Annotated in this window: 16 protein-coding genes; 7 read left to right on the forward strand and 9 right to left on the reverse strand. The window is 60.5% G+C overall.

The genetic code is table 11. The features are described 5' to 3' along the window. Window positions 1–25 precede the first annotated feature (25 nt). The 4 genes from JTP94_RS27470 to JTP94_RS27485 all read right to left on the reverse strand — a co-directional run bounded on the left by JTP94_RS27470 (window position 26) and on the right by JTP94_RS27485 (window position 3,432). Window positions 26–469 (reverse strand): SRPBCC family protein, encoded by a 444-nt coding sequence (locus JTP94_RS27470; RefSeq protein ID WP_204853564.1) that lies wholly within the window; start codon window positions 467–469, stop codon window positions 26–28. A 457-nt stretch (window positions 470–926) separates the two neighbouring features. Further along, window positions 927–1,238, reverse strand: coding sequence for a hypothetical protein (locus tag JTP94_RS27475; RefSeq protein WP_204853565.1), 312 nt, complete (start codon window positions 1,236–1,238; stop codon window positions 927–929). A 210-nt stretch (window positions 1,239–1,448) separates the two neighbouring features. Next, window positions 1,449–2,549, reverse strand: a complete 1,101-nt coding sequence (locus JTP94_RS27480; RefSeq protein ID WP_204853566.1) for a porin — start codon at window positions 2,547–2,549, stop codon at window positions 1,449–1,451. 427 nt (window positions 2,550–2,976) lie between these two features. Then, on the reverse strand, window positions 2,977–3,432 hold the full coding sequence (locus JTP94_RS27485) for a MarR family winged helix-turn-helix transcriptional regulator (protein WP_204853567.1): 456 nt from the start codon (window positions 3,430–3,432) through the stop codon (window positions 2,977–2,979). A gap of 78 nt (window positions 3,433–3,510) precedes the next feature. Here JTP94_RS27485 and JTP94_RS27490 point away from each other — a divergent pair, with 78 nt between their 5' ends. The 7 genes from JTP94_RS27490 to JTP94_RS27520 all read left to right on the forward strand — a co-directional run bounded on the left by JTP94_RS27490 (window position 3,511) and on the right by JTP94_RS27520 (window position 10,331). Beyond that, complete coding sequence (locus tag JTP94_RS27490; RefSeq protein WP_204853569.1) at window positions 3,511–4,674, forward strand: NAD(P)/FAD-dependent oxidoreductase; 1,164 nt, start codon at window positions 3,511–3,513, stop codon at window positions 4,672–4,674. A 166-nt stretch (window positions 4,675–4,840) separates the two neighbouring features. Beyond that, a complete protein-coding gene (gene dapF, locus JTP94_RS27495; RefSeq protein ID WP_204853570.1) occupies window positions 4,841–5,746 on the forward strand; it encodes a diaminopimelate epimerase in 906 nt (301 codons plus the stop codon). Further along, window positions 5,743–7,017 carry a tRNA (N(6)-L-threonylcarbamoyladenosine(37)-C(2))-methylthiotransferase MtaB gene (gene mtaB, locus JTP94_RS27500; RefSeq protein WP_204853571.1) on the forward strand — a complete coding sequence of 425 codons (1,275 nt, stop codon included), beginning with the start codon at window positions 5,743–5,745 and terminating at the stop codon, window positions 7,015–7,017. The genes dapF and mtaB overlap by 4 nt, the downstream gene beginning before the upstream one ends. An 18-nt stretch (window positions 7,018–7,035) precedes the next feature. Then, the gene (ftsY, locus tag JTP94_RS27505) at window positions 7,036–8,508 is read left to right on the forward strand and encodes a signal recognition particle-docking protein FtsY (protein WP_204853572.1); all 1,473 of its coding nucleotides are present in this window, start codon (window positions 7,036–7,038) and stop codon (window positions 8,506–8,508) included. A gap of 38 nt (window positions 8,509–8,546) precedes the next feature. Next, window positions 8,547–9,224, forward strand: a complete 678-nt coding sequence (locus JTP94_RS27510; RefSeq protein WP_409456639.1) for a septation protein A — start codon at window positions 8,547–8,549, stop codon at window positions 9,222–9,224. Next, a complete protein-coding gene (locus JTP94_RS27515; protein ID WP_204853576.1) occupies window positions 9,221–9,811 on the forward strand; it encodes a DUF2585 domain-containing protein in 591 nt (196 codons plus the stop codon). Before JTP94_RS27510 ends, JTP94_RS27515 begins: the two co-directional genes overlap by 4 nt. 124 nt (window positions 9,812–9,935) lie before the next feature. Beyond that, on the forward strand, window positions 9,936–10,331 hold the full coding sequence (locus JTP94_RS27520) for a Rap1a/Tai family immunity protein (protein WP_204853580.1): 396 nt from the start codon (window positions 9,936–9,938) through the stop codon (window positions 10,329–10,331). A gap of 42 nt (window positions 10,332–10,373) precedes the next feature. On the opposite strand, the gene JTP94_RS27525 is transcribed toward JTP94_RS27520, so the two are convergent. The 5 genes from JTP94_RS27525 to ccmA form a co-directional block, all read right to left on the reverse strand. Beyond that, window positions 10,374–10,988 (reverse strand): DsbE family thiol:disulfide interchange protein, encoded by a 615-nt coding sequence (locus tag JTP94_RS27525; protein WP_204853590.1) that lies wholly within the window; start codon window positions 10,986–10,988, stop codon window positions 10,374–10,376. Beyond that, complete coding sequence (gene ccmD / locus JTP94_RS27530; RefSeq protein WP_204853593.1) at window positions 10,985–11,158, reverse strand: heme exporter protein CcmD; 174 nt, start codon at window positions 11,156–11,158, stop codon at window positions 10,985–10,987. The genes JTP94_RS27525 and ccmD overlap by 4 nt, the downstream gene beginning before the upstream one ends. A 1-nt stretch (window position 11,159) precedes the next feature. Beyond that, window positions 11,160–11,921: a heme ABC transporter permease gene (locus JTP94_RS27535; RefSeq protein ID WP_204853595.1), complete on the reverse strand. Its 762-nt coding sequence runs from the start codon at window positions 11,919–11,921 to the stop codon at window positions 11,160–11,162. A gap of 78 nt (window positions 11,922–11,999) precedes the next feature. Continuing rightward, the gene (ccmB, locus tag JTP94_RS27540; protein ID WP_204853597.1) at window positions 12,000–12,659 is read right to left on the reverse strand and encodes a heme exporter protein CcmB; all 660 of its coding nucleotides are present in this window, start codon (window positions 12,657–12,659) and stop codon (window positions 12,000–12,002) included. A gap of 247 nt (window positions 12,660–12,906) precedes the next feature. Beyond that, a complete protein-coding gene (ccmA, locus tag JTP94_RS27545) occupies window positions 12,907–13,554 on the reverse strand; it encodes a heme ABC exporter ATP-binding protein CcmA (RefSeq protein WP_204853599.1) in 648 nt (215 codons plus the stop codon). Between the last annotated feature and the right edge of the window lie 38 nt (window positions 13,555–13,592).

Here is a 13,592-nt window from a genome sequence, read left to right on the forward strand (position 1 = left end):
CGCGGAAGCCTTGTGGGCGCCGAGCTTACTGATTGATCTCAGGCTCGACGAGCTTTGCCAGGTTGCGCAGCGATTCCTGCCAGCCGAGATAGCAGGCTTCGGGCGGAATGACATCGGGTATGCCGGCCTGGGTTATATTCACTTCGGTCCCGACCAGGACCTTCTTCAACGACACGGTCACTTCCATTTCGCCCGGCAGGTTCGGATCGTCGAACTTGTCGGTATAGCGCACCAGTTCGCCTGGGACGAGCTCGCGAAATTCGCCACCGAAGGCGTGGCTTTGGCTCGTCGTAAAGTTGCGGAACGACATCTTGAAGGTGCCGCCGACTGTCGGTTCGAAGTGGTGTACGGTGCAGGCAAAGCCGTTCGGCGGGAGCCATTTGGCGAGCGCGTCCGCCTCGAGGAATGCGCGATAGACCTTCTCCGGGCTGGTTGCCAGGACGCGGTGCAGGCGTATGGTATTCGGCATGGTTATGATCCTTCTAAATTGACGGATTGGACGACCCTAGGACGGGTGAGGCTTCAGCAATCCGACACTGGAGCGATCTTTTCTCGAAATTAATCGCGCCAGGCTTCATACGGCAAGGTTTTTTGACCGAGATCAGGCAGAGCGCCGCTTTGTCCGCCAATGGTAATCTGGGACGATGCCGCCCGCTGAGGGCAGGGGAAGTGTGCGAAGTGTCGGCTGTATAAGAAACAGCCGCTGCGTCCCGCTATGGCTGGGTATGGGCAATCGCAAAGTATTATTGCGCCGTTGGGCATTTGTCGCGCCAACAGGCGAGCTGTCCGTTTGGTGCTCGCGGGAGGAGGAGCATGTTGGCGGCGGGAAAAATTCCCGCCGCCTTTGTCTGGATCGACGCGCGCGAGCGCTGTAAGGTGCGATGGACCTTTAAGGTCAAACGAGCACAGCGGCTCGGTCCGTCACGTCAGTGATTTTTATTCGGTCCTTTTCCAGTGGCGAAGCTGCAGGTCTTTACCTTGCAGCTCGGATCGTCGCTGGTTGGCACGCTGGCGCTGGTCATCGATCCCTGTCCGAGGCATGACATCGAATTGGATACATAGCGATTGTACATCAGACTGCCTGGCTGGTGTGAGGGGTACTTCAGTACGATCGAGCCTTCACTCGCAATTTTTTCGTGAATGGATGCACAAGTCATCGATTTCGAGTTGTACATGGGTCCGGCCATCGCGTTTGTGGAAATCATTCCAATTGCCGCGAGCATAATGATCTTCTTCATGGGCTTTCCTTTAAATCGGTTCCGGCACTCAGCTGTCACTTGCCGAGCGAGATTGAACTTTCGTTCGTCTCGTGCCTGCTTCCGCACCGCTCTTGTCAGTGGGCGCGGTCTGAACAAAATCTTGATTCGACGGCCGAGCGGAGAACAAGGCTCCGATAATTCCACGGAGCCTTTATTCTCTGATCGAAGGTCAAACCAAATCAGCTGGTATTAGAACGTGCGCTCAAAGCGAAGAATGCCGGAGACGGTATCGTCCTTGGCATAGTCATAGTGAACGTAGGTCAATTCCGGTTCGACCAGCAGGTTCTTGACCGGGTTGAACTTGACGTTCGTCGTCGCTTCGAAAATCTTCGAGTCGGTGTAGGCGAGCTGGAGGTTCCACTTCAGCTTGTCGTTGATCGGAACGCCAACACCGCCCCAAACCGCCCAGTCGCCCCAGCCGCATTTCGAGCCATTGACAACGCCTGCAGGCGAGGTGCAAGCCGAGACGTTCTGGTTCGAGCCGGCATATTGGTTGAGCTTGCTGCCGTCGGTATTGTAGCCACCCATCAGGAAGGCCGTGAGGAAACCGAAGTCCGCGTCGATACGAGCCTTGATGGCGCCTTCTTCGACGATGGAGTCATAACCACCAACGACCTTGAAGCCGAACATGCCGGCCTTGTAGCCGAGACCAGCAACGACGTTAGGGGCGTAATGGTCAGCCTCGGACAATTGCCACGCGCCGCCATAAGCAGTGCTGGTGGATCCGGAGTTGCTGTCTTCCACCGAGATAACGCCGGTGAAACCCGTGCCGCTATCGTAGTTGTAGGTCAGCTGGTTGAGTTCGTAAGGGCCGTCATAGATCACGTCGTCGTTGATGACATCGCCGGCATATCCAACGAACTGGTTATACTGCGAGTCCGTCTTACCAACGGTGAAGCCGCCGAGGCTGATGTAGGACCACAGCAGGTTCGTGCTGGTGGAGCCGCCGTCGTTCCAGTCCCAACGGACGATGGTTTCCGTCTTCAACGGACCGTATTCGGTGTCGGTCGCGGTGTTGACGTTGAGTTCGGCGCGGGTGTGCCACTTCGTGCCGATCGTGCTTGTGCGATTATAGGGATCGTACCACTGACCTTCGGTACGAACCTTGCCGCCGACCCTGAGGCAGGTTTCCGTGCCTGGGATGAAGAAGTAGCCAGCACCGAATGCATCGCAGATGCGGACGTATTCGAGCGGCTCCGGCTCAGCAGCAACGATGGCGTCGGCTGCATGAGCGCCGGATACTGCTGCCAAGGCAGCAGCGGAGCCGAGAAGAAGGCTCTTGATGTTCATAGTAACTCCGTTCCTGATATGAAATTGAGCCATGAGCGAACCATAAAGGCCCGTTCAAGATTCTGTTCATCAACCCCGAAGCGCTACCATTCCCACGCGGCGAGGATTGCATCCACGGTCTTTCTTTTACAAGGACGCTGCCATACTCGACGATATATATGTCAGCAGTATATGAGCCTGTGTTGCTGAAACATCGCACCACCGGCTCGAATCTCTGGCCAAAAAGCCAGCGCAGCGGATCACTTTGGTAGCCGGCTAATCATGGTTCCGCCTTAGGCCTCCCTGAAGAACGGTGAGGCGCATTACGGCCGTTCTTGGAACGGGGTGCGCGAAGGCTCTGGGCGAAGGAGCGCAAATGGCAACTTTGCATTGGCAATCGCCAAGTGGCCGTCACCAGATCAGCCGATCCATACCATTCCCGTAGATATTAGGGAGCCGGGTCCTCGGCGACTTCGCGGTCTAGGTTTTCGTTGAGCCGCTGCAGCAGCGACACGAGGGTCGCGACGTCATCCTGCGAGAAGCCTGCAAGAACGCGCGTGCTATTTGCATGCAGGGCTTCACGGGCGGCCGGAAGTTTCGCCTTCGCGGCCTCCGTCAGAGAAACCAGAGAGCTTCGACCGTCCTTGGGATCCGGTGTGCGGTGGATAAGGCCGTCGCGTTCCATGCGTGCGAGCATCTGGGTCATCGACGGCTGCTCGATCCTGGCGAAATGCGCGAGTTCCTTCTGGGACATCGCTGCGCCGTCGCGCAAGAGATAGAGAACCGGCATCTGCGCAATGTTAAAGCCGAAGGCCTTCACCCGTCGCTCGCCGAGGCGCGCGATGGCGCGTGCGGCCATGTTGATCAATGGCGCAGGCGTCGAGAAAAGTTTCCATTCATCCATTTTCTCTGCTCCCACTTGCATAGGCACCTAAGTAGATTTATATAGGTACCTAATTAAACCATTCAAAGGATGAAGTCCATGAAAGAAATACCACGCATTGCCATCATCGGCGCCGGGCCGGCGGGCCTGACGCTCGCTCGCATACTATATGCCGGCGGTGTCGAGGCGACGGTGTTTGAGCGCGACCCCGATGCTCAATTCCGGCCGCAGGGAGGCACGCTCGATCTCCATCTGGAAACGGGCCAGTTCGCCTTGAGGCGCGCCGGCCTGGAAGCCGAATTTACGAGGATGGCCCGTTACGACGATCAAGGTAGCCGGCTATATAACGGGGACGGCACTCTGCTCCTTGCAGACGACGAGGCCGCCGATGGCGAACGGCCGGAGGTCGACAGAACGGCGTTGAGGGACGCGCTTCTCGCCTCGCTGCCCGCCGACGCAATCCGATGGGGCAAGGCGCTGCGCGAGGTTCGCCCGCGTGAGGATGGCAGCTATGACCTGATTTTCGGAGATGAAACGGCCGGCCCCTTTGATCTTGTCGTCGGCGCTGATGGCGCCTGGTCGAAAGTGCGCCCTCTCGTATCGCGCTATGCGCCGCAATATTCCGGACTCACCTTCGTAGAATTCGGGATCGACGATGTCGATCGGCTGCATCCGCAATTGTCTGAGCTCGTCGGCCGCGGCAAGATCGGCGTCGAGAGCGGCGCTCGCTCCATGATCGTTCAGCGCAACGCCAATGCGCATCTGCGCGGTTACGCGATTTTCCGCGTGCCATCCGACTGGGCGGAGCAGACCTTCGATTTCGCCAGGCCCGCCATCGCCCGCGAACGGCTTGCTCGTGAATTCGAGGGTTGGGCACCGCAGTTCCTCGATCTCATCAGAGCCAGCAACGACAATCTGCGCGCGCGGCAGATCTGCGCGCTGCCGGTCGGCCACTATTGGCAGAACCGCATTGGAATTACGCTTATCGGCGACGCGGCGCATGTGATGTCGCCCTTCGGTGGTGAAGGCGTCAATGCCGCGATGCGTGATGCGGCGGAACTCGCGGATTATCTCCTGCAGCTTCATGACTGGCGTGAGGCAGTGCGCCGTTATGAGGAGGAGATGTTCGTCCGCGTCGCCGGTCCGGCGGCGGATGCCGCGGAAGCCGCGGCGACCGAACTATCGCATCTGGGTACCGAACTGACGCTGATGCATCTGAGAAGCCATATGACGGATCGCGAGCAAACCACATCGGCCGCATAGAGCTGGATCGCGGGACGGCTTTGTCGCTTCTCTGTTACGTTGAAGCTGTTGTTTGTGTTCGTCAAGCGCGGCCTGCGCCCAGCCATGAGCGGCGAATATCACGGCACTGGTAATTCCCCCGCATTTCCGCCATATACAGCTCGAAAACACTGACGGACATACCACCATGAGCAATATGGTCGAATTCGCGCGGATGAACGGGCTTGGCAACAAGATCCTGGTCGTCGACATGCGCGGCCGCAAGGATGTGGTAACGGCTGAGGCAGCGATTGCGCTCAACGCCGTTGCCGAGACCCAGTTCGATCAGATCATGGCGATCCACGATCCTAAGGCTCAGGGTACCGACGCCTGGATCGATATTCTGAATTCCGACGGCACCAAGGCGCAGGCTTGCGGCAACGGCACACGCTGCGTCGTGCAGGCGCTATCAGCCGAAACGGGCAAGAAGGTTTTCACCTTCCAGACGGTCGCCAGCATCCTGAATGCCGTCGAGCACGAGGACGGCACGATATCAGTCGACATGGGCAAGCCGGTGTTCGACTGGGACAAGATCCCGCTCGCCGAGGAATTCGCCGACACGCGCCATATCGAGCTCCAGATCGGGCCGATCGACAATCCCGTCCTGCATTCGCCCTCTGCGATGTCGATGGGCAATCCGCATGCGATCTTCTGGGTCGACAAGGACCCGATGTCCTACGATCTCGCCCGCTTCGGACCGCTGCTCGAAAACCATCCGATGTTTCCGGAGCGCGCCAATATCACGCTGGTGCAGGTGCTTTCGCCGACAACGGTGCGGACCCGCACCTGGGAGCGCGGCGCCGGACTGACGCTGGCCTGCGGCTCCGCTGCCTGTTCTGCCGCCGTCAGCGCCGCCCGCACGGGCCGCACCGGCCGCAAGGTGACGATCGACGTCGCCTCCGCGCCCGCACCGAGCCAGCTCACCATCGAATGGCGAGAGAGTGACGATCATGTCGTCATGACTGGCCCTGCCGAATGGGAATGGTCCGGCATGGTCGATCCCGTGACGGGCAGCTTCACGCGCGATCAGGAGCAGGGGGCTCAGGCGCGGTGAGCGGGGTCGAGGTCATTACCTTCGGCTGTCGTCTCAACACCTATGAATCCGAAGTGATGAGGTCGCAGGCGGAAAAAGCCGGGCTCAACAACGCCATCCTGGTCAATACCTGCGCCGTAACAGGCGAGGCCGTGCGCCAGGCGCGCCAGGCGATCCGCCGCGCGCGGCGCGACAATCCGCATGCCCGCATCATCGTCACGGGCTGCGCCGCGCAGACGGAAAAGCAGACCTTTGCCGAAATGGCCGAAGTGGATGCCGTGCTCGGCAATGAGGAGAAGCTGAAGAGCGCCTCCTATCGCGCGCTGCCGGATTTCGGTGTGTCGGCGGAAGAGAAGCTGCGCGTCAACGACATTGTGAGCGTGCGGGCGACCGCACCGCAGATGATCCGCCATATCGACGGCCACGTGCGCGCCTTCATCCAGGTGCAGAACGGCTGCGATCATCGCTGCACCTTCTGCATCATCCCCTATGGCCGCGGCAATTCGCGCTCGGTGCCGATGGGCGCCGTGGCCGATCAGGCCCGCAATCTGGTGGAAAGCGGCTATTGCGAGATCGTGCTGACCGGCGTCGATGCGACAAGCTATGGCGCCGATCTGCCGGGGACCCCGACGCTCGGCCTGCTTGCCAAGACGCTGCTGAAGCAGATCCCTGATATCCGCCGGCTGCGGCTGTCCTCGATCGACAGCATCGAGGCCGACCGGCACCTGATGGATCTCATCGCCGACGAGCCGCGCTTCATGCCGCATCTGCATCTGTCGCTGCAGCACGGCGACGACATGATCCTCAAGCGGATGAAGCGGCGGCACTCGCGCGCCGACGCGATGCGGTTCATCGAGGATGTGCGCCGTCTGCGGCCCGAGATGAGCTTCGGCGCCGACATGATCGCCGGCTTTCCCACAGAGACGGAAGAGATGTTCGTCAATGCCGTCGGGCTGGCCGAACAAGCCGCCATCGCGCATCTGCATGTTTTCCCTTACAGCCCGCGCCCCGGCACGCCCGCCGCCCGCATGCCGCAGCTCGACCGCGCCCTGATCAAGGAACGTGCCGCCCGCCTGCGCGAGGCTGGACAAAGACTGCACCAGACCCATCTCGACAGCATGGTCGGAACACGGCAATGGCTGCTCGTGGAGAATAGCGGGCTTGCCCATACCGAAAATTTCACGCTTGTCGCCGCCCCCGGCCTTCGCCCACGCGACCTTGTGCAGGTCGCAATCACCGGCCACAATGGCAAGCACCTCGACATGCAACTTCTGGCCGCTGACGCGGCCTAATGCTTCAACGGACATTTCATGGCGCTTGGTTTCATCAAAAAAGTCTTCACCTTCGGCCGTGAAAAGCCGGCGGAAGAGAAAGCGCCTGCGGAGGTCATTGCGCCGGATGTATCCGCTCCGGTGCAGGAAGCGCCTGTGGAGCCTTCCGTTGCATCCGAGCCTGCGTCGCCCCCCTCTGTCCCTTCGGGACATCTCCCCCACGAGGGGGGAGATCGTTTGGAGGATGCCGCGCCATCTCAGCAAGACCATCAACCGGCTGAGCAAGAAGATGTCGTTGTTTCGCATGAAGTTGAGGCTTCCGAGCCAACCACAGACACAGACAATGAAGTTGCAGCTCTGCCGGAGCAAGCTGCGGATACAGACGCAGATTTGACCTCGGAAGAGGCCTCCATCGAAACGATCTCCCCCCTCGTGGGGGAGATGTCCGACAGGACAGAGGGGGGTGACGAAGGTGCAGCAGACGCGGACCTAGCGTTGAAAGACACCGACACCACTCCCATCCTCCCCAGAGGCTTCGCCACCAACATCCCCGAATCCACCCCCGAAGTCGCAAAGCAGAAGCTTTCCTGGTTCCAGCGCCTGCGGGCCGGCCTTGCGCGGACCTCGTCGCAGCTCACCGGCCAGATCGCCGCGCTCTTTACCAAGCGCAAGCTTGACGACCAGACGCTGCAGGATCTGGAGGATCTGCTGATCCAGGCCGATCTCGGCGTCGAGACGGCGATGCGGGTGACCGACACGTTGGCCTCCGAGCGCTATGGCAAGGATGTGACGAGTGAGGACGTCGGCCGCATCATGGCGCAGGAAATCGCCAAGGTGCTGAAGCCGGTCGCCAAGCCGCTGCAGCTCGATCTCAGCCACAAGCCGCATGTCATCCTCGTCGTCGGCGTCAACGGCACCGGCAAGACGACGACCATCGGCAAGCTGGCGGCCAAGCTCTCCGGCGCCGGGCTCAAGGTCATGGTTGCGGCCGGCGATACATTCCGTGCCGCTGCCATCGAGCAGCTGAAGATCTGGGCCGACCGCACCAAGTCGGAATTCATCGGCACCAAGATCGGTGCGGATGCCGCCGGCCTTGCCTTTGATGCCTTCCAGCAGGCCAAGGCCAACAAGAGCGACGTGCTGATCATCGATACCGCCGGCCGCCTGCAGAACAAGGCGGAGCTGATGGCCGAGCTCGAAAAGATCGTGCGCGTGCTCGGCAAACTCGATCCGGACGCGCCGCATACCGTGCTGCAGACGCTGGATGCGACGACCGGCCAGAATGCTTTGAACCAGGTGGAGATCTTCCGCAACGTTGCCGGCGTCAACGGGCTGATCATGACCAAGCTCGACGGAACGGCGCGCGGCGGCATCCTTGTGGCGATCTCGGCCAAACACAAGCTGCCGGTCTATTTCATCGGCGTCGGCGAGGGTGTAGACGATCTCGAGCCGTTCGAGGCCGAGGATTTCGCCAACGCCATCGCAGGGACAGGTGCCGGAAGCAGCCAATGAATGACAAGAACAAATTCGACGATAGCGAAAGTGCCGCAATGACGACCAGCGACAACGAACTCACCCCAAGTGCTGCCGACAAGCATCATCCGCTGTTGAAGCTGGTGCTGGAACTCGGGCCTTTGCTGGTGTTCTTCTTCGGCAATCTGCGCGGCGAGTGGCTGGGGCAGCAGTTTCCGGCGCTGGCGGCGCTTGGCGGCCCCCTCTTCGTCGCCACCGGCCTGTTCATGGCGGCAACGGTGATCTCGCTCGTCGTCTCGAAAGTCATGCTCGGTCATCTGCCGCTGATGCCCTTCGTTTCAGGCATCGTCGTCCTCGTCTTCGGCGCGCTCGGCATCTACCTGCAGAACGAAACCTTCATCAAGATGAAGCCGACCATCGTCAATGCCCTGTTCGGCTTTGCCCTGCTCGGCGGGCTCGCCTTTGGCAAATCGCTGCTCGGCTACGTCTTTAACGCCGCCTTTCAGCTCGACAGCGAGGGTTGGCGCAAGCTGACGCTTCGCTGGGGCCTCTTCTTCCTGGTGCTTGCCGTGCTCAACGAAGTCGTCTGGCGCTTGTCAAACTGGTACTACCTGCCTGACGCAAAGGCCGCGGATAATCTCTGGGTGAACTTCAAGGTCTGGGGAACGATGCCGATCACCATCCTCTTCACGTTGTCGCAGATGCCGCTGATCATGAAGCATACGATCGAGCAGCCGGCGGAAAGCGGGAAATGACCGAAGCAGTCGACGCGCAAAACCGCTACCGGCAGCAGAGCTTCTGGTTCATCGCCTGCGCTCTGGTTCTGCTCGTGCAGATCGTGGCGGAATATATGATGGGTCGCGTGCCGATCTGCACCTGCGGCTACGTGAAGCTCTTCGAGCCGGTCGTGAAATCCAGCGGCAATTCGCAGCATATCGCCGACTGGTACACGCCGTCGCACATCATTCACGGTTTCCTGTTCTTCGGGCTGACGCATCTGATCATGCGCGGCAAGCCGCTGTCGATGCGCCTGTTCGTTGCCATGCTGATCGAATCCGGCTGGGAGCTGCTGGAGAACTCGCCCATCATCATCAACCGCTACCGTGCGGCGACGATCTCGCTCGACTATGTCGGCGACAGCATTCTGAACTCGGCGATGGACGCGGTGTTCATGGTGGTCGGCTTTTTCTTTGCCTGGCGCGCGCCAGTGGTGGTGACGATCGCCATCGCCATTTTCTTCGAGCTGCTCACGGGCTGGCTGATCCGAGACAATCTGACGCTCAATGTGCTCATGCTGGTGTGGCCGGTCGAGGCGATCAAGACCTGGCAAGGTGGGATCTAGCGATTTTCGGATTTGGTAGGGCTGCGTGAAAATCTACCAAAAATCGCCATAAAGTTGCATATACACTCGCTTCTATCGTGCCGCAACGAGGTCGTTGTGATGCATACGATCTTGCGGGGATCAGATGTCAAGCATCGCAGTTGCAACTCTTTTGGCCGTGATAACATCCAAATCGCCGACAGGTTTTTCCGATGCCGGTCGTCTGCTCGACGATTGTCGCGGCTCCCGGCAATTTGTCTCCGGCTACGTCATCGGCTGGCTGGATAAATGGAATCGCGACGATTTTCTCGCGCGTCGTGGCATCGCCGGGTCGATCCCAAGCGCCAGGGCGATGACGAACTGGGCATATTTCGGCGGCTCCGTTGGCGTCGATATCTGCATCCCAGCGCAGATTGACCCCGCAAAGATCATCGGCATGTTCTGCGATTTCCTCACCCACAATCCAACGCTTAAGGACACGCCGGCAGAAGATGTCATGAACACGTTCACCGGGCTGAATTTCCCCTGCGACAAGAAATAACACTGTCATTATCCAATGGAGGGCAATGCAGTGCAGCGGGTTTCAGGATGTCGGTTTCCCCAGCGCCTTCTCAATCGCCGGATAAAGTCCCTCTTTCAGGCTGGTGGCCGTGAAGGGACCGACCTGCTTGTAGAGGATCGTGCCGTCGGGGGCGACGAGGTAGGATTCCGGAATGCCGTAGACACCCCAGTCGATGGCGGCGGAGCCGTTTGGGTCGATGCCGATCGCATTGTAGGGATTGCCGAGTTCGCCGAGGAAGCGCAGGGCGTTCTCGCTCGTGTCCTTGTAATTGATCGCGACGATGTTCAGCCGGCCGTCTTTCGCGAGTTCCTTTAGCATCGGATGCTCGTCGCGGCAGGGAATGCACCAGGAGGCGAAGACGTTGACGAGTGTCAGCTTGCCCTTGATGGCCTCGTCGGTCAGCGCCGGCAAGTTGGAGCCTTCGAGCGGCGGCAGAGCAAGCTTCGGCGCCTTGGTGCCAATCAGCGCCGAGGGGATGGCGGAGATGTCGGTGCCATGAACCTCCTGGTCGTACATGACCTTGCCGACGGCTAGAGCGATGCAGGCAAAGACGATGAGCGGAATGAGCGCCAGCAGATAGCGCGCGGTGCCGCCGCCTGATTTCGGCTGATCCTTATTGTCGGCATCGGTGGTCATTTCACATCGCCTTCGGGAGCGCGCTGCGAACGGCGGCGGATGCCTGATGCTTCCAGTGCGGCCAATTCGCGACGGCGCAGGCGTCCGTCGATCCATGTCCAGGCAATGATGGCGAGGACCATGACGGCGGCAAACCCGTAGGAGCCGTAGACGTAGAAGGGATGCGTCATCCTATTCCTCCTGGCTTGCCATGCGGGCGGCGATGCGGCGCTGCGCGGCGATGCGGCGGCGCCAGATCTCGTTGCGGATCGCCATCAGATGCAGCGTGAAGAACAGCAGCGTGAAAGCCAGCGCCATGATGAAGAGCGGCCAGAGGAATTCCGCGTCGATGGCCGGGCCATCCAGACGCATGATGCTTTCCGACTGGTGCAAGGTGTTCCACCAATCGACAGAGAATTTGATGATCGGAATGTTGATGAAGCCGACCAGCGTCAGCACGGCGGCGACGCGCGCGCCCTTGGACGGATCGTCCATGGCGCGGTTCAGCGCAATCAGGCCGAGATACATCAGGAACAGGATGAAGACGGAGGTCAGTCGCGCATCCCAGACCCAATAGGTGCCCCACATCGGCTTGCCCCAGAGCGAGCCGGTGACGAGTGCGATCAAGGTGAAGGCGGCGCCGAGCGGGGCGGCGGTCTTGCCGGCGACGTCGGCCAGCGGATGGCGCCAGACGAGCGTGCCGATCGCCGACATGCTCATGATCGTGTAGCACATCATCGAAAGCCAGGCTGCCGGCACGTGAATATACATGATGCGGACGGTGTCGCCCTGCTGGTAATCGCCTTCGGTCGAGAAGGAGAGGTAGAGGCCGATCGCGAAGAGTATGGCCGAGATCGCCGCCAGCCAGGGAATGAGGCGCGCCGAAAAAGCCAGGAACCGCGTGGGGTTGGCGAGGTCGGAAAATCGGCTGATCGCAGGGCTGATATCGCTCATGCGGCTTGTTTAACCCGATATGGCTTTTCCGGCAATCGACAGCATTGTCTCAGATGGACGAAACAGTATCTCATCCGATCAATCAGTCGTGTTGCGCAAGGCGAGTGCTGCGGCCGCCGGGCCGAGCACGGCGAAGAACAGGGTGAGGGCGATCAAGATTAGGAAAGGCGGCAGGAACGGTTGCGGCCCTTCGACCGCGGCATAGGTCGCGCTGACGCCGAAGATCAGCACTGGGATGGCGAGCGGCAGCACCAGGATCGACACCAGCAGCCCACCGCGCGGCAGCGCCACGGCAACGGCTGCGCCTACCGCGCCGATGAAGGTGATCGCCGGCGACCCGACGAGCAAGGTCAGGGCCGTGGCGGCGATCGCTGTTTCGCTCATATTCATAAAGAGACCGAGCAGCGGTGAGGCAATCACCAGCGGCAGCCCGGTCGCCACCCAATGCGCGGCGCATTTGACGAGAACCGTGAGGACCAGCGGCGTCTCCTGCATGACGAGCAGATCAAGCGAGCCGTCGTCGCGCTCGGCCTGAAACAGACGGTCGAGCCCGAGCAGGCAGGCAAGCAGTGCGCCGATCCAGACGATGGCCGGGCCGATGCGCGACAGGAGTTTTAGATCCGGGCCGACCCCGAAGGGTATGACGGCGACGACGGTGAGAAAGAACAGCACGCCGATCAATGCACCGCCGCCGGAGCGCACCGAGAGTTTGAGGTCGCGGAGGAAGAGGGCGGTCATGGGTAGCACCGAGTATGCCGCGCGATACCCCCCTCTGTCCCTTTCGGGACATCTCCCCCACAAGGGGGGAGATTGGTAGCTTGCGGCCCGCGCCTGCTCTGATCAAAAATCGAATCTGTAGAAACTGTGTTGATTGGTTTTGGAATATGGTGCCGCGAACTCCCAACGATCTCCCCCCTTGTGGGGGAGATGTCACGAAGTGACAGAGGGGGGTATCGCAGTATCGGCAGACTCCGCACTTTCGAATTCATCCCCAAACCCCTTCACTCACCCCGGCAAACCCGGTCATCCGCATTTCCTGCACATTATTTAATCCCAGCGGCTGATGCGTCGCCGCGAGGACGATGCCGCCCTTCTTCTGATGTGCGGAGATCAGGTCGGTGAAGAGTTGATCGGCCGAAGTGTCCAGCGCCGCCGTCGGCTCGTCGAGGATCCAGATCGGGCGATGGGCGACCAGGAGTTTCGCGAAGGCGATTCGCCGCTGCTGGCCGGCCGAGAGATAGCCGAAGGGGAGGTGGGTGATATCGGCAAGTCCGACGGCGTCCGCCGCCGCCTCGATGCCGAGGCCGGCGCCGCCTGGCATGTCGCCAAGGAAGGCTTTCCAGAAGGTGAGGTTTTCGGCCACCGTGAGCTCGGATTTCATCGCATTGCGGTGGCCGAGATAGTGGCTGACCTCGCCGGGTAAGCGGTCCGAATCGCCGTCGGCGCCTATGAATGTGACACGGCCCTTTTCCTGCCTCAGAAGACCGGCCACGACACGCAAAAGTGTCGACTTTCCGGAGCCGTTGCGGCCGGTCAGAATGAGGGCGCCGCCACCCTTCAAGCCAAAGGAAACGTTCGAGAAAATCAGGTCTTCACCCCGCCTCGCCGCCAGATTTTCAGCGCTTAGATGCATTCGCTCAGGCTTTCCCTATTTTCGTTGCCGCAACGCGC

The organism is Martinezella lusitana (assembly GCF_016901135.1).
GTDB lineage: Bacteria > Pseudomonadota > Alphaproteobacteria > Rhizobiales > Rhizobiaceae > Rhizobium > Rhizobium lusitanum_D.